Genomic DNA, 22,880 nt, shown 5'->3' with positions numbered 1-22,880 from the left:
GTGCCGCACCGGGCGGCCAAGCGATGCTCCCAACATATGGGATGGGTGTCAAGCCGGCGGGCGGGGGATCGGAAACGCTATCGCGACCCGCGCCCGCATCGGCTACCATGCCGTCGAATTTTTTCGCCCATCATAGCCAGGGGATATTTCCCATGATACCGCGCACCGCTCTGACGCAGCTTGCCAAACTGCTCGCAGACGACTTGAGCGAGGGACATGTGGGCGGGGAACTCCGGAATATCGGCGAGGCGTTGGCGTCCGCGCCGGGCTCCATCCTCGACCTGCTTGACCTCATGGCAAAGGAGGCGAGGAAAAAGCGGCCGAACCAGGCCTTGCTCGACGCCTTCGCCTTCATGCTCGGCCAGTCCCTGGAGGTCCTGCGCTATGGCGTCGAAAGCAACGCGACCGAAGCGGTTGAAGCCGTATCGGCGGCCCGGGCGCATGTGCGGTCGCTGGCGCTTGAGGGCAAACTGGACACCGACATATTGCTTTTGATGCTTCGCCAGTTCACCGGCGCCAAACTGGAACTGGGCGACGACCTTCAGGAGGTGATGGCCGGCCTGCTCGACCAGGAGCAGGTTTCCGCTCTGCCCGGCGCGGTCGAAATCGGCGAGGTCCTGGCGGATATGGCGCGGGCATGCGGTGGCGACGTCTTCGCCCTGTATGCCGAACTGGCCGAACAGACCTCGGCCCTGCCGGAAAGCCACCGGGCGGGTATCGTCGCCGCCTTGTTGGCCGCCCCGGACCCGTCCCTGCGGGAGGCCGCGATCGGCTGGCTGCTGGATCCGGGCGCGGCGGCGCGGCGCGACACCGCCGGCCTGCTGCAACAGGCCGCCGCCGCCGGCCATGTCTCCGCCACCATGCTGCGCCGGATGATCGCCATCCGAAACTGGCTGCCCGACGACGAACGCCCGGCGGTCGACGCCGTCATCCGCGCCTGTCGTCAGAATGGCGTCGACTGCGCGCCATCGGCGGCGGCGCTGGTGCGTGACGTCCTCGCCACCGCGATCGACGGTTCGGGCGCACAAAGCCTGTTCCTGATGGTCAAGGACGGGCGCCGGCAGGCCGTCGCCGCGCTGCTGCTGAAGCGGGGTATCGGCGTGCGCGACGCCTGGGTCAACGGGGGCCTCGGCAAGGCCGATGCCGATATGTTCCTGTTCCAGGTGGAAACCCAGACCGATTGCTATGACGGCGATATCGACCATGTTCGTCTGCTGCTGGGGCATGCCTTGGCGGAGGCGGGCAAATCCGGCGTTCTGCCCCCGTTCGGATTGGTCGACGTCATCGAAAGGGCCGGGCTGACCACCGTGAACCCCGAAGCGATCACGCTCGACAGCCTGCTTGCCGGACTGTTGGCCGACATCCCGGCTGAGCGACGGACGCCGGCGATGGTCGCCGGGGCGATCAACGCCAGCGCGGCGTGGGAAGACTATTTTCCGTTCATGGACTCCTGGTTCGAGGACGATGGCGCCATCGCCGAATTGCTGAATGGGAAACGGATGTCGGCGAAAGGTCGCGTGGCCTTGCTGCTCGATAAATATCTTCCGGCACGCCGCGCCCGTTGGGCCGAACTGCTGGCATGGACGGCGCTGACCTTGCGGCAGGATGAATCGACCGAGGAGGATTGGATGAACTTCGCCCTGGTCGCTCACGAGATCCTCGGCGACCGGCCGCTGGCCGATATTCCGGTGATGACCAAGATCGCGGGGAAGACGGTGGAGGCGTGGCAATCCCGGCGGTAAGGACCATGGATTCAAAAATAACTTCCAGACAAAGGCTTGCCCGGAAGTTTGGTGGGTGGGACAGCTTCCATTCCAATCACGGCCGTGATTGTTCGACGGATCGATCCGAGCTTGTCGGCCTGAGATCGAAACCTTCCGCCCGCAGGTTCGTCGGAAATTCGAGCGCGATCAGGTGCGGGTCTTCTGATGGCACGCAGTGAATTGGAACGAATCGGAGATATCCTTTCCGCCATTGACGATATCCGGTCCGACACGGCAGGGGCCGTTACGCCCATCTGACCGCCGATCCGCTCAAGGCGGCGGCCGACCGCATCGCCGGAACCATCGCCCAAGCCATGAAGGGCGGTGCGGTTGGCGATGGCGCGGCGACACCCTCACAGGGTCAAAACTGATGCGTGCTGGCATATTTATTGTGGATACAGTAATATGACGTTGCGTCTGAGTTGGGACGAACCAAAACGGGCTGTGACTCTAGCCGCACGCGGTTTGGATTTCGCCGATGCCGGCAAGCTGTTCGCCGGTGATCACTTCACCCAGCTGGATGATCGGCGGGATTATGGCGAACCGAGGTACATCACGGCAGGATGGCTGGACGGCCGTTTCGTGGTGTTGGTGTGGACGCCCCGCGACGGCGGCCGGCGCATTATTTCGATGAGGTATGGACATGCCGACGAAGAAGCCGAGTTCCGAGAGAGAATGGGTTGACCCCGACGACGCGCCCCATTTGACCAAGGAATGGTTCGAGCGAGCCGATCTTTACCACGGCGATAAGCTGATCCGCCGGGGTCGGCCGAAAGCGGCGAACCCGAAGGAGGCCGTCAACATCCGCCTGGATACGGAGGTTCTAGAGCATTTCCGTAAGAGCGGCCCCGGTTGGCAAACCCGCATCAACGACGCGCTGCGCAAGGTGGTGGGGCTGTAGGCCGCGACTGAAAACAGCCTTCGGAAGAGTGATGTGGAAAGACCAATGACGAACGCCGACAGGCCCCTTTTCCCCTTACGTGGGATGCGGACTGGGCTGGGTGTTGCTGGCCAAGGGTTACACCGTTCACGAAACGTCCTACGGCCAGGGCCTTTCCATCCAGGATGCCGACGGGCTCCACACTTTGGTGCTGCGCGAGATCATTACCTCGCCACATCCGATCTGTGGGCAGGAACTGCGCTTCATCCGATCGATGCTCGATCTGTCGCAGGAAGGTATGGGCAAGATCATCGGCGTGCAACGCCTACAGGTCACGCGGATGGAAGCCAACCGCAAGAAGCCGATCACCCCTTCGGCCGACCGTGCGATCCGAATGTTTTCGCCCTGCAACAACATGACCGCGACTTGGCGGATCGCATTCTTGAATTGTTGAACGAATTCGACGACCAGCAGCATGAACAAACCACCTTCGCGCCTTCCGATCACGGATGGATGCGGGCGGCGTGATGGTTATGCATTTCCGGATCTGAGTAGCCCAGTGCGACCAGGATGTTGCGCTTTAGGGTTCTGACGCCACCAAAACTCGACGATGACGGGGATGCGCCACTTCTTCGCGAGACGATCCACTTCCTTCCAAGCATCCGACGCCGACTGACCTTGTACCGAAATGCCTAGGTCTGGGTAATACGTGAACCCTTCTTCTTCGTACCGCTTGGCCTTTGCGGGGATGCCCAGTTCGTGGGCCAGCTTGTCCCCCTCGAAGCCCTTTGCCTTCACCTGCGCGATCATCGTCAACAAAATTGAGGACCAGCGCGGACTATTGACCGACTTGCCGTTGATCGACGCCGACAGCGGTTTCGTGAACGCCAGGCCGGGTGCCGTATCGAACTCCATCGCGCCAGTGCCGATCACGCTCACGCCCTCCTTCGGCTCGTCGTCTCTCTCCATGCCAAGCTGCTCCATCGCCTCCTGCACAATGCGGTCGATAGTCTCGCTAGGCGTCTTGGTGCCGAACCAAGTCTTGAGGGTACTTAGATCGGCAAACGTCGCATCATTCACTCTCACAACGGGCATCGTCGCTTCCTCCATCTGACCGGACAGAGGATATGTTACATATTCTGAAATCGATTTTCAAGGAAATATGTAACATATCACCTGACAGTTGATGCATTGGTTACAGCCCCCCGTCGGCGTGCGGGCCAGGATGAGGCAGCCAGCTCTCATGCGGCGGCGGTGAGAAGCAACGGCATATTCGGAACAACGCTCGATTGGACGTCATTTTCGACCGAATCGCATTTCGCCTGGGCGTTTTCCCAGATGGCGTCATATTGGAGCCATAAAACGAATGCTTGGCTCCATAGAAAACGACGCGCAGACAAAGACTTAGACGCCGGTTGGCGCTATTCCTTTATCTTGCCTTGCTGGGGCATGCCGACCGACCACCGCTCCATCTACGCCGAAATACGCTCCACGAAATCAAAAGAATCCGTGGTTATTGCAACCAATTCCCAGATCTCTTGACCCGAGCTCTCAGCGCTATGCCGCTCGCGAGAACTCGCCGTTCATGGCTTGCTGCCAAACGAAGGCATAGACATTGCTCGCCACCAGCTTTTTCTCATCCGCGGTAAAGGGCGGCGTCGGGAGGCTGGCAAAAACCTCATCGAGGATAAACACCTCGACATCGGCCTTGGTTTGCTCTTTCTCCCAGAAGTGATCCAATTCGGCCAGACGTGCCTTGATCGCAGCGAGCAATTCCCTGCTGGCCTGCTTCACCCGTTCGCGTGCCGTTTTATCCAGACTGTCCTTTTGCAGCAAATCAAACAGGGCGAGTTCGTCTTCCTGAAGCCCTTCCCGTGCTGCCCGCTGTTGTTCCTCGTCGAGACCTTTTACAAGTTCCACCAATTGCCGGAAAATCTCTTCGATCGCTGTGCGATCCTTCTCGCGGTTGTACTCGGCAACGATGTCCTCGTATTTGCGCTGATAGTCCATGCGCATCGGGTTCCGTGCCAGCATCGCCGCCAGTTTCTCCTCGACGATATCCCGGATGTCCTGAATCACCGTTGCTTTATGCCTGACTTTCTTGGCGAACTCGTCGCGCAGCCGTTCCATGTCGATCTGGCTAAGATCAAAGGTCAGCCCCTCAGCCTGATCGTCGCCGACCGATTCGGTCCGGATCGCCTCGTTCACGATCCGGTGCAGTTCTTTCAGCAATTCGGTCACGTCGGCCGTATCGCGCCGTTCGCTCAGTTTTTTGTAGATGGCCTCGATATTGTCGTGGCGCTCGGCATAAGCGAACGCGGTCGGTTCCATCAGCAGGGCCTTGAAGCGGATAAAGACCTGTCGTGCCAGGATCTCGAACCGTCGCTTGGCTTCGTCGTTGGTGTAGACCGCCTCGACGGCATCGGCAAAGCCTTTGACGCGGGCAAAGCCCGTCGTACCGATCAACGTCGCCGGATCAAATCCGAGGCCCCGCAAATGGGCTTCGGTCGCCTCGATGGCTTCCAGAAGGGCCTGCACGCGCTCCTCGATCGGCGCGATGATTTCCTCTTCACCAGATCCGTCGTCGCCGAGCGCATATTGCGCCAACGCGGCCCGCAGGCTCGCCAGCATGCCGTTGTAATCGACGATCAGGCCGAAAGCCTTTCCGGGATAAACCCGGTTGGCCCTGGCGATGGCCTGCATCAGCGTGTGCGCCTTCATCGGCTTGTCGATATAGAGGGTGGACAGACATTCGACATCGAAACCGGTCAACCACATGGCGCAGACGATCGCCACGCGGAAAGGATGCTTCGGATTTTTAAAGGCGGTTTCGACATCGACTCGTTGACCGTCACTGGTCTCAAAACCTTTCTTCATCAACGCGCGATGCGGAATGATGTCGAAATCCCACTTCCGAAAGTCGGCGACCTCGTTCTGCGCCTCGCTAATGATGATTTCGACGATCGTCTCGTCAAGCCAGTTCGCTTGCGCGGCGAGTTTGTCGGCCGCCTCGACCAAGGAATTTCGTGCGGATTGGTCGGTCGTGACCGCCGCCTCCGATCGCTTGGCCTCCGACTCTGTCCGGACCTGCGCGGCCCTGGCCCGCCAACGCGGCATAATCCTTTGATGCATCCGGCCGCAGGTGATCTTGTCGATACAGACGAACAAAGCTTTGCCGGCTTCCCATCGGGTAGCGCAGTGCTCGACGAAGTCCGCCGCGATCTTGTCGAGTCGCTCGTCGGCGGTGATGACCTCATAGTCCTTGCCGAGGAGCTTTTCGAGGAGTGCCGCCTGATCGGGGTCGAGGTCCGCCTGTTCGACCTTTTCCGCGATCCGGTCATTCAGATCGGCCCGCGCCACGCCGAGTTTTTCGCCCCGGTTCTCGTAGACCAGCTTGACGGTCGCGCCGTCCTCCTCCGACCGCTTGAAATCGTAACACGAGACGTAATCGCCAAAGATGCGCTTGGTGATCTCGTCTTGCTTGAACAAAGGCGTCCCGGTGAAGCCGATGAACGCCGCGTTCGGCAAAGCGAGCCGCATGTTGCGGGCGAGTCGTCCGGCCTGCGTTCGGTGCGCCTCGTCAGAAATGACGATGATGTCGTCACGCTCGCTGTAGGGTTTCTTGGGGTTCACATCCTGATTGAACTTATGGATCAGACTGAAGATATAGCGATGGTTCTCTTTCAGCAGCCGTTCGAGGGCAACCCCGGATTCGGCGCGCGGCGTCTGGTCATCCGCGACACCACACCCTACGAAGGTCTTGTAAATCTGGCTATCGAGATCGTTGCGATCGGTCATCAGCAGGAAGGTGAAGTTTCCCGGCACTTTCCGGCGCACTTTCTCGGCGAAGAACGCCATGGAATAGGACTTGCCGCTGCCTTGAGTGTGCCAGAACACGCCGAGCCGGCCGAGATCCGGGTGCGCCCGCTCGACGATCTCCACCGGACCTTCGGGAACGAAAAAGGGCGTAGCGGCTTCCCTCAGTCCCGGCGGCACGCTGGACTCCCGGCGCGTTTGTTTGGCAACGACCCGGCTTTCCAGGGGCAATTCGATCATCCGGTACAGAAGCCGTCGTTCGACCGGAAATTCGCGTTTCAATTCTTCCTGGCGGGCGACCGACGCGACGGCGCGGTTGACGCCAAGCACCTGATGATTGCGGGCGACGATCTTGCGCGTCGCGCCGGCCTTGCTTTCGTCGAACAGAATGAAATTCTCAACAATATCGAGCAGCCGGTCCTGGGCCAGCATGCCGTTGAGCAGCACCTCCGCCTCGACGCTGCCCTTGTCGGTCTCATCCAGACGCTTCCATTCGGCGAAGTGATCCCACGCGCTGGTGATCGAGCCATAGCGGGCGTGGTCGCCGTTGCTGACAATCAGGAAGGCGTTGTGGTGGAAGGCATGGGCGATGACGTTCTCGTCCATATAGTCGCGCAGATTGCCGTCGAAACCGGCGCGGATGTTCTTGTAGACCGCCTTCAATTCGATGAAGACCAGCGGCAGGCCGTTGACGAAGCACACCAGATCGGCGCGGCGGTTATAATTAGGCGTGCGCAGGCCAGTCAGTTTCAATTCGCGGACGGCGAGGAAACGGTTGCTGCCCGGTCGGTTGTCGAAGTCGATCACCTGGGCGCGGGCCTCACGCAGGCGTCCCAAGGCGTCCCGGTAATGGACGGGAACGCCGCCCCGGATCAGGCGGAAGAAATCCTGGTTATGCTGGACCATCGAGCGGCTGAAATCCTGCACGGTCAGTGCCCGCAGGGTCTCGTCGATGGCGGCGGCCGGCAGATCGGGATTGAGCCGCGCCAAGGCGGCGCGCAGGTCGCGGGTGAGAACTGCTTCGTTGGTGCTGGTGCGCCCCAGCGTGCCGCCCGGCCCGAAGGTCTCGTCGTTGAAGGCGTATACGGACTCCCACCCCAGCACCTTTTCCAGGTGCTCGGCGAAAGTCGCCTGCACCAAGCGATCTTCGCTGTTGATGCCGGTCGCCGCCATGTCGTCAGTCCTTCGGCTTGGAGGTCATACCGCGATTTCTCCGTTCATCAGGCGCGGGAGAAGGAGGTCGCGGGCCTCCGCTGCCCGCCTACTGGCCGCTTCCAGTGTGCCAATTTGTGCCTCCATCGGAGCCGCTTGTTCTGCAAATTTCAGAACAAGCCGTTTGGGCGGAGCCACAACGGCGACCGTTATGAGCTTTTCGCGCGGAAGGTGCTTTATGGTTGTGCCTGTGAACAGCCCGGCCAACCGCCCGGACTTAGCCATGAATGACAGGCAATGGTATAGAAATCGCTGATCGAGTCCTTCGTGCGCTCGAATACGATGGAGAGCCTTTTGAAGCATCATTCCGGGGACCTGATCCTTCCAAATCGCGCAACGCCCTGGCTCGCCTCCTTCACACATTACGATATCGCCGGGCATAAGCCCGTATTTCTTAACTTCATGGGGTTCAAAACGCATCTTGCGAAGACTGTCGACCTCGAACCTGCCCCATCGAACGTTGACGTTTGCAAGGTAGGGCCTCAGCTCGCCACGATTCTTCTTTTCATCGAGCATCTTCCCAAGACGAACATCTGCAACTTCGCCCAGAGTCCGCCGTTCCCACCCCTCGGGGATGCCGTCGATGATCTTGGCGTGTTCGTGGCCGGGGAAGCGGAAGCGGACGAACCACTCGCGATAGAGCAATCGCGCCGCCTGCTCCAACAGCGCAATCCGTCGCCGGTTGTTCTCGATCAGGTCGTCGTAGCTGCCGACAATATCAACGATACGTTCCTGCACGGCCTTCGAAGGGCAAGGAACGACCATCCTCTCCAAGATCGCTTGGTTGAGGTTGTTTATGTTTGTTCCCTTCCCTTGAAGCGACAGGGTTCTTCGGAAAAGTGGCGTTCTAAAATACGACGACAGGAACTTTGAGTTTAAACTCGTGGCGGTCGGCCTGAAACGGATGCAGAAACCGGAGAAAGACACATCATCCAAGTCGTCTTCTATCAGCATCGATCTACCAACCAACTCTTTGTTCCCATTTGATCTAACAAAAAGGATATCGCCGGCACGCAGATCCGATTGTTCCACGCGAAGACCGGACGGATTTATCTCGTCGAGAATCGAGAGATCTGGCCGCCAGCGGTCACCAAAGTCTTTAACGCTAATGACCTTTAGTCCTCTGCCAAAGTTGGCGCTGGAATAGTTAAGGCCGTTGCGGAATTCTCCGAATTCACCAAGCCGACGCTGTCTGATGGTCACGCCCCCAACTCCTCGAAGTTCCGAGCAATCCGTACCGCCAGTTCTGTCGCCTCTTCATTGAGCCCCTTCAAGTCAATGTGGATGGCCCGCAGAGTCTCCTCAAAATCGAAGTCCTCGTCCACTTCTTCCGGGGAGACTCCGACGTAACGGCCGGGGGTCAGGCTCCAGTCGTGAGTGGCGATGGTCGCCCGATCGACCCGTTTCACCAGCCCCTCGACATCGCAAAGCACAGCGTCGGGGAAACGCTCTTGCAACCAGTCGGCCTGCTTGACGAAATAACGGGCCTGCCGCAGCGCTTCGACAGCTTTTACCCGCGCCTCGTCCAACGCCTTGCACGCTCGGTTCACCTCGGCATTGGCCCAGTCATCTGAGTCCCGCGCAGCAAGGTCTTTGACGGCAATGTCGATCACTCTAGCCGCCAGTTTCGTCACTAGATCGATCTGCTTGATCAGATCCCGGCAGCGCTCGGCCAACGGATGCAACGCCCTGAGCGCCGCGTGCAGACCCGCATTGTCGCGTCCGGCACCCTGCCAGTCCTTGGCCCTCGCCGCCACTTCCCCGACGAAGGCGTCGATGTCTGCCGTCAGGATTGCCTGGGCGCTGGTCAGGTCATCCCATGATCCGGCCAGCGGATCGTCTTGGCGCTCAGTCCTCGCGAACGGCTCCATCAGGTCAACCAGGGCACCCAGTGATTCCTCGTAGGCGGTAAGTACCGGCTTCGCCGCCTCGCCCTCGGTGATCGCCCGCGCCAGATAGGAGGCGACTAGCTTCAGGAAACGGCCCTGCTGGCCGCGATGGAGCCAGACGATGGCGGCGATGTTCTTCTGCTGCTCCGGGCTGAAGTCGCAGACCGCGCGCGAGACCTTGCGGAAGATGCTACGCGCATCGAGCATCAGCACATGGCCGCGGCGCGTCTCGTCCCGCTCCTTGGCCCGGTCGAAGAACCAAAGTTGGCAGGGCACGGTGCGCGTATAGAAGAAATTGCCGCGAATATCGATCATCACATCGACGGCACCGGTCTCGACCAGCTTCTGGCGTACCGTCGCCTCGTCCCGGCCGGCACTGGACGACTGCGACGACATCACCACACCGGCGCGGCCGTTGTCGTTCAGATAGCTGTAGAAGTAGGAAAGCCAAAGATAGTTGGCGTTCGAGACCTTTTTTCCCTTGTTGACGCCGGGCAGGCCGAAGGGCAGACGCGGATCCCCCTTGACCTTTTCGGCATCGACTTCGTCGACATTGAAGGGGGGATTGGCCATCACGAAGTCGCACTTCCCGACCAGTTCGTGCGGATCCTTGTAATAGGTGATGGCTTCGTTGCCGGCCCGGATGGTGCCTTGCAGGCCGTGAACGGCGAGGTTGATTTGGGCGATCTTGGCGGTCGTGTCATTCTTCTCATGGCCATAGAAGGTGACCCGCTTCATGGTGTCCTGGCCGGCATCCTCGATGAAATGGCTGGACTGCACGAACATCCCGCCGGAACCGCAGGCCGGATCAAGGATGATCCCGTGGTCGGGTTCGATGACATTGACGATGGTCTGCACGATCGAGGGGGGCGTGAAGAACTCGCCGTTGTCATGCGCGCCCTGCTTGGAGAATTCGGCCAGAAAATATTCGTAGATGCGGCCGAACACATCGCCCGAAGCCTGGCGCAGGCCTTCCGAATCGAACATGCGCATCATCTCTTCAAGGACACTGCCCTCGAACCGCTCATAATCCTTCGGCAATTGCCCTGCCAGCGGAGGAAAGGCGACCTCCACCGCCTCCATCGCCAATGTCAGAGCCGCGCCAAGGTTTCCATTCTTCGGAGTCTTGAGAATGACGTCGAAACGGGCGCTTTTCGGCAGATTCAAAGCACGACGACGGGCGAAGTCCGCTTCCACCAACGGACGATCCGGCATCTTGCCGGCGGCTTTGTCGGCCTCGATCGCCGCTTTGGCCTCGTAGTACCGGTTTGTCGCATGGCGCAGAAAAATCAAGCCCATGATCGGCATGAAATATTCATTCGACGCCAGATTGGAATTGGCTCGCAGATTGTCGGCTATTTTCCAGAGATCGGTTTCGAACTTCTCAATTCCCATCATGTGATCAGCGGTCATGTTTACTTTTCGTTTCCGTCTTGCAGTCGCTAAAGATCCGGGGCATCGGATTGGCACCCCGCACTATTGGTAAGGTATTAGTTTTTCATGGCGTTGGCGACCGACTGGATAGCGTTAACCGGATAGCGTTGAGAAATTTCCAGCCGACAAGGAGCCCGGCCGTGGCTACCCGGTGGCTTCCAGCCCGGATCGGGCTGTGCAGCGGCATCTCTATAAGTCTTTGAAAAGTTTGGTGCACCCGACGAGATTCGAACTCATGACCTCTGCCTTCGGAGGGCAGCGCTCTATCCAGCTGAGCTACGGGTGCACTGGATACGAACCGCGATAAATCGCGGTAGAAGGGACCGTATAGCGCATCTGCCCAAGAAAGGCAAAGGGGGAGATGGCGGCTAAGGCCCCCCGATCCAGGGACGAAACCCCTTGGCGATTTTTGCAATCTTTTTTTGGGGTAATCCAATGTTCCGGCCCATCACCTTATAAGCGAAATTCCCCGACGACACCTTAGCGAAGAGGAGGGGAATTCAGCTGACCGGATGCGCTGAGCACCGGCCAATGACACGAACGGGCGGTCACAACCGGGCCTTGCGATACCCGCAAGACGGCGATCGGAAAATGGCGGTTTTCCGGGGGTTGGCCGGGGCGACAGAGGGTCCCGGTGGGCTCGGGAAAGGATTGACATCCGGTCGGAGCTTCCTTTACGCAATGGGCCCTTGCTGGCCCAACCAACCCGATAACGCGCGCGATGAATACCCCTGGCGACCGAATAGCGATCATTTTGCTGGGACTGGGCCCCATGCTGCCCGGTCTGGCGGACGTGCCGCACGCGGATACGGACCGGATATGGGTTACCAGGGACGGCCGATATCTTCGTCTGGGCGAGATGTCGACGGACCATTTGCGCAATGCGATGACCATGCTGGAACGGAACGCCGACCAACGGCGGCGAATCGCCGTCGGTGACGGTCTGACGAAAGACGGCGGACGAGCGCCGGAGGGAACGGGTTTGCCCGATCCGGCAGAGGCCGTGCGGCGTGACGAGATGGCCGCCGCCATGAAACGGGTCATCGCCTCCCGGAGCGGACGTCCGTCGAAAGCGGGCTGGTTCCCCCGCCTGTCCTAAGGGTTCATATGACGCCGGCGGTCATTACGATTGCCAAGGAACTTTAACCGGCGAGCCGCCCCGCTTCTGCCATGATTGCTCTCTACCGGCGCCACAATGCCGGTGTCCAATCGTCTCATCCCGCGTTTCAACGCATGTGACGGAGCAGAGCATGACCTTTCACTATTACGTCGCCATCAGCGCCCAGGGCGTCACCGGACTTGCCGCGACCAAGCAGAGCGCCGTCGAGGAAGAGGCCGCCAAAAGCGGGGCGGAGGTGATCATGGTCGATTCCCCCAACGCTTTCCTGGCCCGCCGGAAGGCCGTGGCCTCGTGGAGCGCGCGGCAACCCAGCCACTGAGCCTGGAGCACGGCTGAGGACGTGCGTTCGACGCCCGCCGGGTGTAGCCTGCCGGAAACGAGCCCGCCGATTCTTTGATCGGAATGAAGGCGAGCCGGGGGCCACCCGGACCATGGGAAAGCACCCCCGGGGGGAGGCTGAACATGGATGGATCGTCGGCAACCGAAACCACGCGGCTCCAGGCGCTGGACAATCTTCGGGTCTTCGTCATCTTCCTGGTGGTCGTCCTGCATGGGTCGATCTGCTACATGGCCTATGCGCCCGAGTGGTGGTATGTCCTCGATCCCCACCGAAGCATGGCCTTCACCTATCTCGTGCTGCTGGTCGATGTTCCGATCATGCCCGCGATGTTCTTCCTGGCGGGATACTTCGCTTTCCCATCCCTGGCGAAACGCGGGGCGGTCCGGTTCGTGAAGGATAAGCTGGTCAGGATCGGCGTTCCCTGGGCGTTCGGCGCGCTCGTGCTGGCGCCGCCCACCGCCTATATGATCTATTATTCCCGAAATCTGCCCATGTCGCTGGCGACCTTCTGGCGCACCGATTTCTGGGGCAAGGCCTTCCAGCAATCGGTCTATTGGTTCCTGGGGGTGCTGCTTCTCCTTTTCCTGCTGACCGCGCTCGCCTTCGCCCTGAGCCGGCGCTTCGCCGCCTGGAAACCGGAGATACGGCGGCCGACGTGGCGGCTTTTCGCCCTGTTCGTCCTGACGATGTCGGCGGGATCGCTGCTCATCGGCGTCAATCACCCACTCGACCAATGGTCGCATGTCTATGTGCTGGTCTATCAGCCGGCGCGGGTTCCGCTTTACACCGGCTATTTCATCCTCGGCATCGTCGCTTGCCGGCAAGGCTGGTTCACCGGGCAGGGCTATCGGCCGGCGCCCTTCCGCTGGCTGGCCCTGTGCCTGGCCTTTGGCCTGCTCTATCTGACGGGTCGCATCGCCTTCCCCGCCACCGGACAGGCCATCGCCGTCACCGCCGCGACGGTCCTGCTGTTCAACCTGTTCTGCTTCTCATCCCTGATGGCGGGCGTCGCCCTGTTCCAGGCCCGGCTCGGCCCGGAGCGTTTCTTCCGGCGGAGCCGGGCCCGGAATTCCTACGGCATCTACTATCTGCATCCGCTGTTCCTCTATCCCCTGGCGCTGATCTTCGTGCCCCTGTCCCTGCCGCTTGCCGTGAAGGCCGCCGCCATCGTCCTCCTCGCCTATCTGGCGTCCTGGGGCGTCAGCGCGGCGATCCTGACCCGCCTGCCGGGGCTGCGGCGGATGTTTTGAGGCGGCGGGGGGGGGCCGCCGGTCATCGCCTCCGGCCGGTGAAAGGGATGGGGGTGTTGACCATCGTCAAAGACCGATCCACCCTGCCCGCCCAGACTGGGCTCGCCGGTCCGGACTGACCGACCGGAAGCATTAAGGAAACCAGACCGTGGACCAGGGCCATGCCGGCGGAACGTCCTTCATCCGCCGTGGACGCGAATTCAAGACCATCGTGGCGATGCTGCGCCTTTATTGCCGCGCCCGGCACCGCGCGGCCGGAGGGGAATTGTGCCCCGACTGCGCGGCCTTGCACGATTACGCGCTGCAACGGCTGCAACGCTGCCCCTTCGGCGAGGACAAACCGGCCTGCGGCAAATGCCGGGTGCATTGCTACAAGCCGGACAGGCGCGAACAGGTTCGCCAGGTGATGCGCTGGGCCGGTCCCCGCATGACCTGGCGCCACCCCGTTCTGGCACTACGCCACCTCATCGACGGGCGCAAGCCGGCGCCGACCCTGAAAAAACGCGAATAGCGCCGCCGCCATGGTTACGCGGGATTGGCCGGCGCGGCGTCCGGCCGGTCCCGCCGGCGCGCCATCTTCTCCAGGAATGTCTGCGCCAGGGCGCGGTAGAACGAGGTCGGGCAGACCATCTTCGAGACACCGAAACCGATCAGCGCCGTGGCCATCAGCGGAATGACCAGGGCCTGGTTGTCGGTCATCTCCATGACGATCACCACGGCGGTGATCGGCGCCTGCACCACCCCGGTGAAATAGCCGACCATGCCGAGGATCACCACCGCCCCGACGGGAACGCCGGGCAGGAAATGGGCGACGTCGGCGCCCAGCCCGGCACCGACCGCCAGCGAGGGAGCGAAGATGCCGCCCGGGATGCCGCTGGCGTAGGACAGCACGGTAGCGCCCAGCTTCATCAGACCGAAGCTGGCCGGCAGGCTGGTCCCGCCCTCGATCAGCCCCCTGGCCTCCTGATAACCGGTCCCGTAGACGGTATCGTTCGACCATTGGCCGAGCGCCGCCAGGGCCAGTCCGCAGACCGCCGCGAAGGCCACCGGATGGGCGCCGATCCACCGGCCCGCCCGGCCGGGCAGACCGCGTGAGAACCCGATCAGGACGCGGGCGAACAAGCCCCCCAGAAGCCCGCCGCCGATGCCGCAGGCCAGCACCGGCCGCCAGGCCTGCATCAGGTCGAGCACGGCGTCGGTGCGTCCGAAATAGGTGTAGTTGCCGAGCACCGCCATGGACCCGATGCCCGAGACGATGACCGCCGTCAGCACGGCGCCGCTGGTGCGCTCCTCGAAGGAACGCGACAATTCCTCGATGGCGAAGACCACCCCGGCCAGGGGCGTGTTGAAGGCGGCGGCGATGCCGGCGGCACCGCCGGCCAGCACCAGGGCGCGCTCCATTCCCTTGACCGGCAGATGCACCCAGCGTCCGAGGTTGTGCATGATGGCGGCGCCGATCTGCACCGTCGGCCCTTCCCGTCCGATCGACGCTCCGGCGCAGAGACCGAGGGTGGTCAGCAGGATCTTGCCGGCCGCCACCCGCAGGGAAAGAACGCTCCGCCGCTGGGCGAGGACGGGAAGCTGCAAGGCGGCGATGGTTTGCGGGATGCCGCTGCCCTCGGCCCCGGCGAACAGACTGCGGGTCAGCCATAGAATGGCGGCGAAGGCGGCCGGCGTGATCACATAGGCGAGCAGCGGGGATATCCGGACCGCCCTGCCGAAGAGATCGTTCCCCAGAACGCTGGTCCTGGCGAACAGGATGGCCGCCAGGGCGACGGCGATGGCACCGCTCCACAGCAGCAGACGATGGCGCAGGATCCGGAGGGAAAGAGCCGGATTGCGCAACAGGCGAAACGATTTGCGGGACATCGGCGTTATTCGCGCGGCGGCGCCATTCCCTTCTCACGCAAAAGCGCGGTGGCGATGTCGCCCTGCAGGAAATTCAGGAATTTTTCCGCCGCCTCGGGATTGGTCGCCGTGCTGCTGACGCCACCGGCGTAAAGGGTATAGTTCTGAATGGCGTCGGGCAACGGCCCGACCAGCCGGATCCCCTTGACGGCCATCAATTCGCTGATCTGCTGCAAGCCGACCGCCACGTCGCCATTGACCACACGGTCGCCGACGAGACCGCCCTGCACCAACACCGTTTTCGGCCGGAGCGCCTCGTCGATGCCCAACCTTTGGAAGAGCTGGGCGAGATAAACGCCGCTGGAGCCGCCGGACGCCGGATCGATATAGGCGATGGACGGCGCATCGAGCAAAGACTGACGGAAGGCCTCGACGTCTCCGATGGCCGGCGCTGGAGCCCCCTCCTTCACCGCGACGCCGATTCCCACCCGGGCCAGGCGGGCGGTCTTGCCGGCGACCAGTTTGCCATGCGCCGTCAGATCGGTGATCCCCGACAGGGTCAGGATGACGAGGTCGACCGGCTCGCCGTTCTCGATCCGGCGGAAAAGCGCGCCCGCCGTATCATGGGTCTCCGCCACCGTGTCGCCGCTGACGCGCTCGAAATCGGCGGCCAACGCCGCGATGACCGGCCGGAAGGCGCCGACGGTCGCCACCCTCACCTCGGCCGCGACGGCCGGCCGGCCGCCGAGAACCGTCAGGCCAACCAGCATTGCGAGGAAACCAGGACGCATCGGGAGCATCTCCATCGACGGGAAAGTATCGCTTCATGTAGCCCAAGCCGGCGACCGATGCAAAGCCGGCGGTTGGAATCGCGAAAACCGGCGCCGCCGGACGAATACCCAGGTATTTTAACCGTCCCCGCCACCCCGACCGGACTATCGCCGGCAACCCGGCCGGGATAGACTGCCGGGATCTCACAAGGGGAGCCTCGCCCTTCGGCGAAGCCGAGATGAAATGCACTTGATCACCAATCTAGCCGCCGTCATCGCGCCGGCCTTTCTGATTTCCCTGGCCGGCTATCTTTGGGCCCGGCGCGGCCTTCCCTTCGACCAGACCATGATCACCCATATGATCACGCTGATCGGCGCGCCCTGCCTGGTCTTCTCGATTTTCACCAAAATGCGGATGTCGGGCGCGGCCTTCGCCACGATGGGCGGCGCCTCGACGGCCTGCCTGGTGCTGTTCGGCGTCGCCGGAGCGATCGGATTGCGGGCCGCCGGCCTCTCCTCCAAGGTCTATCTGCCGTCGCTGATCTTTCCCAACGTCGGGAACATGGGCATTCCCATCTGCCTGTTCGCCTTCGGCGAACAGGGCATGGCCCTGGCCATGGTCTATTTCGCCGTAACCATCATCGGACAGTTCACCATCGGCGTGGCCCTGGCCTCCGGAGAATTCAGGATTGGCGCGCTGCTGAGGCTGCCGTTCATCTATGTGACCGTCATCGCGCTGGCTCTCAACGCGTTCGAGGTCCGCCCCCCGGCATGGCTGACCAATACCGCCGACGTGGCCGGGGGTTTGACCGTGCCCCTGATGTTGATGGCCCTGGGCGTCGCGCTGGCCCAGTTGAAGGTCGACAATGTCGGGCGCGCGGTGGCCATGTCCCTGGTCCGCCTGCTGCTGGGAGGGGCCGGCGGCTGGCTGGTGGCCAGGCTGTTCGGCCTGGAAGGCGCCGCCCTCGGCGTGCTGGTGGTGCAAAGCGCCATGCCGGTCGCCGTGTTCAATTACCTGTTCGCCAGCCTCTATCACAACGAACCGGAGGAAGTGGCGGGAATGGTCCTGGTCTCCACCGCCCTGGCCTATCTGGGGCTGCCCTTGCTGGTGGCCGCCCTGACCTGAAGCGCCATGAGATGCCGTCATCTTCCTCTTCGGGCAGGTCCGGCCACCCCACAATCTGTGACAAAAATGCTACAGAGTGAAAACTTCTTGAATCCGCTTGATCTGCATCAAAAGCCGGCTTGACCCCTCAAGGCGTGAAAGCGATGGTTTCAATTCAACCATTCATTTTGTGGGGGAAACTGTGAAATCAACGCATTTACTCGCTTTCACCTCGGCATTGGCTTTGTTCTCAGCGGTATCCGCAGCCAATGCCGATGATGCCAAGGTGGGCCTGGGCGCCGGCGACCTGCTGGTGCGCGTGCGCGCCCTGGGTGTTCTTCCCGATGTCAGCGGACGCGACAACGCGCTGCATGGCAAGATCGATATCGGCAATGATTTTATCCCCGAACTCGACGCCGCCTATTACTTCTCCGACACTTTTGCCGGCGAGCTCATCGCCGGAACCACCCAACACAAAGTGAAGGATAAACTGGCGAATTCCAGAATCGATCTGGGCAACGTCTGGTTGCTGCCTCCGACGCTTACCGGGCAATGGCATCCGCTTGGCCGTTCGGCGTTCGACCCTTATGTCGGCGCCGGCGTGAACTACACCATTTTCTACGATGCCGGCGGCGCGCAGACCATCGCTGCGGGCCAGCGTACCAAGGTCACCTACAAGAACAACTTCGGCGAGGCGCTGCAGTTCGGCGCCAATTATCAGGTAAACGGCTCCTGGTTCGTCAATGTCGACGTCAAGAAGATCTTCCTGTCGACGACGGCGGTGGTCAAGTTGAACGGAACGGAAGCCACCCGGGCCAACGTCCGTATCGATCCCTGGCTGGTCGGCGTCGGTGTCGGTTACCGGTTCTAGAGGTTCACCACAAGAGTGCGGCGGTTCGCAACCGAAGCGCTCTGAAGCTCAAATCCCCCTTGGCGATCATCCTGCGCCAAGGGGGACCTTTCCTTCGTTGAAGCATCGCCCTCCGGCATGCCAGCCTGAACGGATCTTTTCGTCAAAAAATAACAATAATTTTGTGTTTTATATATACATAACCACACATTGACGTCGTCATAATTTTATGGCGCAATGGTTTCCCTTCGGATTTCCCGTCTTGATGTCGTGAGGAAAGATTAATCGAGCCATCACAGGTGGAAGCAGGGCGGTGCATGTTTGAGATAGGCAAGCGATTTCCCGGTCATGAGCAGTCGATGCGATGTCGAGGGTCGTCCTTTTCGCCCGTAATGCGCGGAGGACGACTTTCATCAACTGTTCATATCGTTGGGGGAAATCTTGAAATCACTGCATTTACTCGCTTTCACCTCGGCCCTGGCTTTGTTCTCCGGGGTTTCCGCAGCCAATGCCGATGACGCCAAGGTGGGCCTGGGCGCCGGCGACCTGCTGGTCCGCCTACGCGCCCTGGGCGCCATTCCCGATGTCAGCGGACGCGACAACGGACTGCATGGCAAGGCCAGCATCAGCAACGACTATGTCCCCGAACTCGATGCCGCCTATTACTTCAGCGATCATTTCGCCGCTGAACTCATCGCGGGAACCACTCAGCATAGTGTGAAGGACAAAGGCAGCACCTTCGGCAAGACGATCGATCTCGGTAATGTCTGGCTGCTGCCGCCAACGCTTACCGGCCAATGGCATCCCCTTGCCCGCTCGGCTTTCGATCCCTATGTCGGCGCCGGCCTGAATTACTCCATCTTCTACGACGCCGGCGGCGCCCCGGCCCTCGGTGGCCAACGTACCAGGGTCTCCTACAAGAACAACTTCGGCGAGGCTCTGCAGGTCGGCGCCAATTACCAGGTCAACGGCTCCTGGTTCGTCAACGTCGACGTCAAGAAGATCTTCGTCTCGACGACGGCGGTGGTGAAGCTGAACGGAACGGAGGCCACCCGGGCCAATGTTCGCGTCGATCCCTGGCTGGTCGGCGTCGGTGTCGGTTACCGGTTCTAGACGGACGGAGAGGTTCGCTATCCGGAATCGCACGGGCTTCAAGGCGCGCGATTCCGGATATGCCGGTCTCAATACCGGCGAACGGGCCGGATCAAGGGTTCACCGGTATGACACCTCTACCGCCGAAGGACGCGCCCATAAGCAACACTATTTTTGTGTTATAATTAAGCTTAATAACACATTGACCGAGGAATAGTCTTGTGGCGCAATCATAGGTCTGCCCATGTTCGCCCATGCCGGCCTAAAGGGCAGCCCATCACTGTTAAATAAGTGGGGCAGTGCATGTCTGAAAAAGCTGAAACGATCTTCTGGTCCGAAAAAGCGGAAGCGATCTCCTGGATCAACGAGGACTGGCTCGCGCTGGGCATCGGATTTCTGATCTTCGCCGCGTCTCTCCTCGGATTGCTGGGTACCGATATCGTCGGCTGGGTGGTGACCACCTCGGTCTGGAACGATCCGGCCAAGGCGCTGGGGACCGCCTCGAAACTCTATGCCGGCCTGGGTGGAGCCGGCGCCTTGCTGGCCACCTATGCCGCGCTCCTGGTGATATTGACCGCCGCCGCCACCGCGCTGAAGGTCAATCCCAAGCGATTTGCCGTGACCTTCACGGTGTTCTTCGCCATCGCCTATGCCAGTTGGGTCGTCGGCAGTTATGCCTATGTGGCGGTGGTCACGCCGGCCGATCAGCAGAAATTCGGCATCGATTGGTCGCTGCGGCTGACCAACGAAGGGGGCTTCATCATCGCCCTGCTGGCGGGGCTGGTCATCGCCAACCTCTTTCCGCGCTTTGCCGATTGGTTGAAGGAGGCGATCCGCCCCGAGCTTTACATCAAGATCGCCATCGTCATCCTGGGCGGCTTCATCGCGGTCACGGCGGCCGGACGCCTCAATCTGGCATCCTCGCTTCTGTTGCGCGGCGTCGCGGCGATCGTCGAGGCCTATCTGATCTATTGGGCCGTGGTCTATTTCGTCGCCCGCAAATGGTTCGGCTTCAACCGCGAATGGGCCGTGCCCCTGGCTTCGGGCATTTCCATTTGCGGCGTGGCGGCGGCCATCGCCACCGGCGGTGCCATCCGCGCGCGCCCCGTGGTGCCGGTTCTGGTGTCGTCCCTGGTGGTGATCTTCGCCGTGGTCGAGGTGCTGGTGCTGCCCTTCCTGGCCCAGACCTTCCTTTCGCACGACCCCCTGGTCGCGGCGGCCTGGATCGGGCTTGCCGTCAAGACCGACGGCGCGGCGGTCGCCGGCGGCGGCATCACCGAAGCCTTGATCCTCGCCAAGTCGGCGGCCGAGGGCGTGCGCTATGAACCCGGCTGGATCGTCGGCACGACGGCCACCATCAAGGTCTTCATCGACGTCTTCATCGGCATCTGGGCCTTCATCCTCGGCTATATCTGGACCAATCACATCAACGCCGAGAAAACCGCCGACAAGACCAAGGCGATTGAAATCTGGCAGCGCTTTCCGAAGTTCATCCTGGGCTTCATCGTGACCTTCGCCCTCGGACTGATTCTCGCCCTGGCCGGCGGCCCGGAGCTGAAAGCCAAACTGCCGGCGGTGATCGGCGAGGCCAACACCTTCCGGGTGATCTTCTTCCTGCTGACCTTCTTCTCAATCGGCCTGCTCTCCAACTTCAAGAAACTATGGGCCGATGGGATCGCCAAACTGGCCGCCGTCTATGTGCTGACCCTGTTCGGTTTCGTGATCTGGGTAGGATTGCTGATCTCGTGGCTGTTCTTCCATGGGGTGACGCCGCCCCTGGCCAGTTGACACCCTTTCGGATAAGGAGAACTTTCATGTCCGACGTCAATATCAACGCGGAATTGCAAAAGGCTCCGGTGGAGCCCTTGCTGCCCATCGAGAAGAAGCTGATCGGCTGGAGCCTCGGCATCGGCGTTACGGCGTTGATCGCGCTGTCGGCCCTCAGCCACTTCATCGGATAAGCGGAGAAGGCCCCGGGGTCCTTCCCCGGGGCCTTTCTATTTGACGGCGTAGGGTTCGACCCCCAAATGCAGCGACGCCTGATGAACGACCAGTTTCATCAGCGCCATGGTTGCCCCGTCGAACCTCAAGGCGACGGAATCGCGATGGCGGACGACCACTTTTGCGCCGACCAGGACCCCCTTCCGCCGGTCCTTGCCGGCCGGGTAAAGCAGAAGAGTCACGGAATTCCCGATCACCAGGCCCGGTCCCTTGACCCGGACCCCTTCGAGCGAAATATCGGCGACGTCGAACAATCGACCGTCGATCTCAACCTTCAGGCCAATGGTGGGATAGCGCGGAAAAAGGCGGCGCTCATTGAACGGTGGCATCAAGCTTCCCCAGACTGCGAAAAATGGCGGGCCGGACAAAGGCGATCGGCCAATCGTCACGCAATGAATTTGAATACCATAGCATTCTATAGAGCGGTGGAAAAAATTCCCATGGTTGCCCCCGTCGCAAGATGGAACCTTCCATGGTTGAATATTCCGGGGACCACTGTGAGGGGATTTGCCGGGACCACCCATCCCCATACGGGGACAATGGATCAATAATCTCACCGGCGGCGGCTGAGCACCGCCGCCTTGCCTCGCGTCAGCGTTCCGCCGACGGCCGGCCCACGGGCGAGGGCCACGCCGACGGCCAGCACGTCACCGATGGTCAAATGAACGAGCCGGGAGGTCATCGGGGAAAAGACGTCGGTGTCCTCGGCGACGTCGGCCATCAGGGCCACCGTCGCCAACCGGGCCAACGGCGAATTGGAATGGGTGATGGCAATGACGGCGGCCCCCACCGACAGGACGTTTTCCGCCGCCTCCAAAATATCGTGGGTCCGCCCGGAATGGGAGATCAGCACCGCGACGTCCGTCCCACCCAGGGTCAAAGCCGACATGTTATAGACGTGCGGGTCGTTGTAGGCGACCGTCGGCATGCCGAGACGGAAAAATTTATGCTGCACGTCGGCCGCGACGATTCCCGAATTGCCCGATCCATAGAATTCGATGCGCCGGGCCCGGTCAAGCAGGCCGATGGCCCGTTCGACGGCGGCCGAAGACAAGGCGGCGCGGACCATCATCAGATTGGACAGGGCACGGTCGAAAACCTTGCCGATGATTCCCGCCGGCGATTCACCCGGCGCCACGTCCTGATGAATGAGGGCAACACCGCCGCCGCCGACCGCCTGGGCGAGCTTGATCTTGAATTCACGGAATCCCGAGCAGCCCACGGCTTGGCAGAAACGGGCGATAGTGGCCTGGCTGAGCCCGGTCCGCGCGGCGAGATCGTTCATCGAGAGACTGATGACCTCCTGCGGACGGCCAAGCATGAAATCGGCCAGTTTGCGCTCGGACGGACGCAGGGACGGACATAGAGTTTCGATCCGTGACAGCATGGACCACCCCTCTTTATGGAGAAAAACTACATAACGCCGAGCCCACCCATTTGGGCAAGCGCTTTCTCATGCTAAAGGGCACTTTCCCGTTTGCAGCCAAATTTCACCAGGCGAAACCGTTGT

General features: G+C 61.3%; 21 protein-coding genes and 1 tRNA gene. 13 read left to right on the top strand and 9 right to left on the bottom strand.

What is annotated here, in order from left to right; translation table 11 throughout:
• Positions 1 to 152 precede the first annotated feature (152 nt).
• From CWS72_RS06560 to CWS72_RS06545, 4 genes are all read left to right on the top strand, one after another.
• Positions 153 to 1,742 (top strand): hypothetical protein, encoded by a 1,590-nt coding sequence (locus CWS72_RS06560; protein WP_146002654.1) that lies wholly within the window; start codon positions 153 to 155, stop codon positions 1,740 to 1,742.
• Positions 1,743 to 2,168: 426 nt separating this feature from the next.
• A complete protein-coding gene (locus CWS72_RS06555) occupies positions 2,169 to 2,447 on the top strand; it encodes a BrnT family toxin (RefSeq protein WP_101249783.1) in 279 nt (92 codons plus the stop codon).
• Positions 2,407 to 2,664, top strand: a complete 258-nt coding sequence (locus tag CWS72_RS06550) for a BrnA antitoxin family protein (protein WP_101249782.1) — start codon at positions 2,407 to 2,409, stop codon at positions 2,662 to 2,664. The genes CWS72_RS06555 and CWS72_RS06550 overlap by 41 nt, the downstream gene beginning before the upstream one ends.
• Before the next feature lie 100 nt (positions 2,665 to 2,764).
• The gene (locus CWS72_RS06545) at positions 2,765 to 3,097 is read left to right on the top strand and encodes a helix-turn-helix domain-containing protein (protein WP_146002653.1); all 333 of its coding nucleotides are present in this window, start codon (positions 2,765 to 2,767) and stop codon (positions 3,095 to 3,097) included.
• Between the two features lie 77 nt (positions 3,098 to 3,174).
• On the opposite strand, the gene CWS72_RS06540 is transcribed toward CWS72_RS06545, so the two are convergent.
• The 5 genes from CWS72_RS06540 to CWS72_RS06520 form a co-directional block, all read right to left on the bottom strand.
• Positions 3,175 to 3,738 carry a T4SS efffector SepA family protein gene (locus CWS72_RS06540; protein ID WP_101249944.1) on the bottom strand — a complete coding sequence of 188 codons (564 nt, stop codon included), beginning with the start codon at positions 3,736 to 3,738 and terminating at the stop codon, positions 3,175 to 3,177.
• A 462-nt stretch (positions 3,739 to 4,200) separates the two neighbouring features.
• Positions 4,201 to 7,632 carry a type I restriction endonuclease subunit R gene (locus CWS72_RS06535; protein WP_101249780.1) on the bottom strand — a complete coding sequence of 1,144 codons (3,432 nt, stop codon included), beginning with the start codon at positions 7,630 to 7,632 and terminating at the stop codon, positions 4,201 to 4,203.
• Positions 7,633 to 7,656: 24 nt separating this feature from the next.
• Positions 7,657 to 8,874, bottom strand: a complete 1,218-nt coding sequence (locus CWS72_RS28050) for a restriction endonuclease subunit S (protein ID WP_101249779.1) — start codon at positions 8,872 to 8,874, stop codon at positions 7,657 to 7,659.
• On the bottom strand, positions 8,871 to 10,973 hold the full coding sequence (locus CWS72_RS06525; RefSeq protein WP_101249778.1) for a class I SAM-dependent DNA methyltransferase: 2,103 nt from the start codon (positions 10,971 to 10,973) through the stop codon (positions 8,871 to 8,873). Before CWS72_RS06525 ends, CWS72_RS28050 begins: the two co-directional genes overlap by 4 nt.
• A gap of 230 nt (positions 10,974 to 11,203) precedes the next feature.
• Positions 11,204 to 11,280: transfer RNA gene (locus CWS72_RS06520), tRNA-Arg, on the bottom strand.
• 435 nt (positions 11,281 to 11,715) lie between these two features.
• On the opposite strand from CWS72_RS06520, the gene CWS72_RS06515 reads away from it, so the two are divergent.
• From CWS72_RS06515 to CWS72_RS06500, 4 genes are all read left to right on the top strand, one after another.
• Positions 11,716 to 12,093 carry a hypothetical protein gene (locus CWS72_RS06515; protein WP_146002652.1) on the top strand — a complete coding sequence of 126 codons (378 nt, stop codon included), beginning with the start codon at positions 11,716 to 11,718 and terminating at the stop codon, positions 12,091 to 12,093.
• A 151-nt stretch (positions 12,094 to 12,244) separates the two neighbouring features.
• On the top strand, positions 12,245 to 12,433 hold the full coding sequence (locus tag CWS72_RS06510) for a hypothetical protein (RefSeq protein WP_101249776.1): 189 nt from the start codon (positions 12,245 to 12,247) through the stop codon (positions 12,431 to 12,433).
• 143 nt (positions 12,434 to 12,576) lie between these two features.
• Positions 12,577 to 13,704, top strand: a complete 1,128-nt coding sequence (locus tag CWS72_RS06505) for an acyltransferase family protein (RefSeq protein ID WP_158240532.1) — start codon at positions 12,577 to 12,579, stop codon at positions 13,702 to 13,704.
• Positions 13,705 to 13,852: 148 nt separating this feature from the next.
• Positions 13,853 to 14,215 (top strand): nitrous oxide-stimulated promoter family protein, encoded by a 363-nt coding sequence (locus tag CWS72_RS06500; RefSeq protein ID WP_241911612.1) that lies wholly within the window; start codon positions 13,853 to 13,855, stop codon positions 14,213 to 14,215.
• Between the two features lie 14 nt (positions 14,216 to 14,229).
• Here the strand turns inward: CWS72_RS06500 and CWS72_RS06495 are convergent, their stop codons facing one another.
• The gene (locus CWS72_RS06495; RefSeq protein ID WP_101249774.1) at positions 14,230 to 15,573 is read right to left on the bottom strand and encodes a chloride channel protein; all 1,344 of its coding nucleotides are present in this window, start codon (positions 15,571 to 15,573) and stop codon (positions 14,230 to 14,232) included.
• A 5-nt stretch (positions 15,574 to 15,578) separates the two neighbouring features.
• The gene (locus CWS72_RS06490; RefSeq protein WP_158240531.1) at positions 15,579 to 16,343 is read right to left on the bottom strand and encodes a substrate-binding domain-containing protein; all 765 of its coding nucleotides are present in this window, start codon (positions 16,341 to 16,343) and stop codon (positions 15,579 to 15,581) included.
• Between the two features lie 223 nt (positions 16,344 to 16,566).
• Here CWS72_RS06490 and CWS72_RS06485 point away from each other — a divergent pair, with 223 nt between their 5' ends.
• From CWS72_RS06485 to CWS72_RS28045, 5 genes are all read left to right on the top strand, one after another.
• The gene (locus CWS72_RS06485) at positions 16,567 to 17,448 is read left to right on the top strand and encodes an AEC family transporter (RefSeq protein WP_101249772.1); all 882 of its coding nucleotides are present in this window, start codon (positions 16,567 to 16,569) and stop codon (positions 17,446 to 17,448) included.
• 181 nt (positions 17,449 to 17,629) lie between these two features.
• The gene (locus CWS72_RS06480; RefSeq protein WP_101249771.1) at positions 17,630 to 18,298 is read left to right on the top strand and encodes an OmpW/AlkL family protein; all 669 of its coding nucleotides are present in this window, start codon (positions 17,630 to 17,632) and stop codon (positions 18,296 to 18,298) included.
• A 420-nt stretch (positions 18,299 to 18,718) separates the two neighbouring features.
• The gene (locus CWS72_RS06475) at positions 18,719 to 19,390 is read left to right on the top strand and encodes an OmpW/AlkL family protein (RefSeq protein WP_241911611.1); all 672 of its coding nucleotides are present in this window, start codon (positions 18,719 to 18,721) and stop codon (positions 19,388 to 19,390) included.
• Between the two features lie 282 nt (positions 19,391 to 19,672).
• On the top strand, positions 19,673 to 21,157 hold the full coding sequence (locus CWS72_RS06470; protein ID WP_199175569.1) for a putative sulfate exporter family transporter: 1,485 nt from the start codon (positions 19,673 to 19,675) through the stop codon (positions 21,155 to 21,157).
• A 26-nt stretch (positions 21,158 to 21,183) separates the two neighbouring features.
• A complete protein-coding gene (locus CWS72_RS28045; RefSeq protein WP_199175568.1) occupies positions 21,184 to 21,330 on the top strand; it encodes a hypothetical protein in 147 nt (48 codons plus the stop codon).
• Positions 21,331 to 21,366: 36 nt separating this feature from the next.
• Here CWS72_RS28045 and CWS72_RS27700 read toward each other — a convergent pair whose 3' ends face one another.
• Both CWS72_RS27700 and CWS72_RS06460 read right to left on the bottom strand, forming a co-directional pair.
• Positions 21,367 to 21,699, bottom strand: coding sequence for a PilZ domain-containing protein (locus CWS72_RS27700; protein WP_101249769.1), 333 nt, complete (start codon positions 21,697 to 21,699; stop codon positions 21,367 to 21,369).
• 224 nt (positions 21,700 to 21,923) lie between these two features.
• Positions 21,924 to 22,757 carry a MurR/RpiR family transcriptional regulator gene (locus CWS72_RS06460; protein WP_101249768.1) on the bottom strand — a complete coding sequence of 278 codons (834 nt, stop codon included), beginning with the start codon at positions 22,755 to 22,757 and terminating at the stop codon, positions 21,924 to 21,926.
• Positions 22,758 to 22,880: the final 123 nt, after the last annotated feature.

It is taken from the genome of Telmatospirillum siberiense, from assembly GCF_002845745.1.
GTDB lineage: Bacteria > Pseudomonadota > Alphaproteobacteria > Rhodospirillales > Magnetospirillaceae > Telmatospirillum > Telmatospirillum siberiense.
The sequence above is the reverse complement of the archived record's forward strand: the minus strand, read 5'-3'. Positions and strand labels throughout refer to the sequence as shown.

Coding starts and splice junctions, on each gene's coding strand:
- CWS72_RS06490 (WP_158240531.1), bottom strand. CDS start 16,343: ATGCGTCCTGGTTTCCTCGCAATGCTGGTTGGCCTGACGGTTCTCGGC.
- CWS72_RS06515 (WP_146002652.1), top strand. CDS start 11,716: ATGAATACCCCTGGCGACCGAATAGCGATCATTTTGCTGGGACTGGGC.
- CWS72_RS06505 (WP_158240532.1), top strand. CDS start 12,577: ATGGATGGATCGTCGGCAACCGAAACCACGCGGCTCCAGGCGCTGGAC.
- CWS72_RS06525 (WP_101249778.1), bottom strand. CDS start 10,973: ATGACCGCTGATCACATGATGGGAATTGAGAAGTTCGAAACCGATCTC.
- CWS72_RS06510 (WP_101249776.1), top strand. CDS start 12,245: ATGACCTTTCACTATTACGTCGCCATCAGCGCCCAGGGCGTCACCGGA.
- CWS72_RS06485 (WP_101249772.1), top strand. CDS start 16,567: ATGCACTTGATCACCAATCTAGCCGCCGTCATCGCGCCGGCCTTTCTG.
- CWS72_RS06540 (WP_101249944.1), bottom strand. CDS start 3,738: ATGCCCGTTGTGAGAGTGAATGATGCGACGTTTGCCGATCTAAGTACC.
- CWS72_RS06550 (WP_101249782.1), top strand. CDS start 2,407: ATGCCGACGAAGAAGCCGAGTTCCGAGAGAGAATGGGTTGACCCCGAC.
- CWS72_RS06470 (WP_199175569.1), top strand. CDS start 19,673: ATGTCTGAAAAAGCTGAAACGATCTTCTGGTCCGAAAAAGCGGAAGCG.
- CWS72_RS06560 (WP_146002654.1), top strand. CDS start 153: ATGATACCGCGCACCGCTCTGACGCAGCTTGCCAAACTGCTCGCAGAC.
- CWS72_RS06555 (WP_101249783.1), top strand. CDS start 2,169: ATGACGTTGCGTCTGAGTTGGGACGAACCAAAACGGGCTGTGACTCTA.
- CWS72_RS06460 (WP_101249768.1), bottom strand. CDS start 22,757: ATGCTGTCACGGATCGAAACTCTATGTCCGTCCCTGCGTCCGTCCGAG.
- CWS72_RS06495 (WP_101249774.1), bottom strand. CDS start 15,573: ATGTCCCGCAAATCGTTTCGCCTGTTGCGCAATCCGGCTCTTTCCCTC.
- CWS72_RS06535 (WP_101249780.1), bottom strand. CDS start 7,632: ATGGCGGCGACCGGCATCAACAGCGAAGATCGCTTGGTGCAGGCGACT.
- CWS72_RS27700 (WP_101249769.1), bottom strand. CDS start 21,699: ATGCCACCGTTCAATGAGCGCCGCCTTTTTCCGCGCTATCCCACCATT.
- CWS72_RS28045 (WP_199175568.1), top strand. CDS start 21,184: ATGTCCGACGTCAATATCAACGCGGAATTGCAAAAGGCTCCGGTGGAG.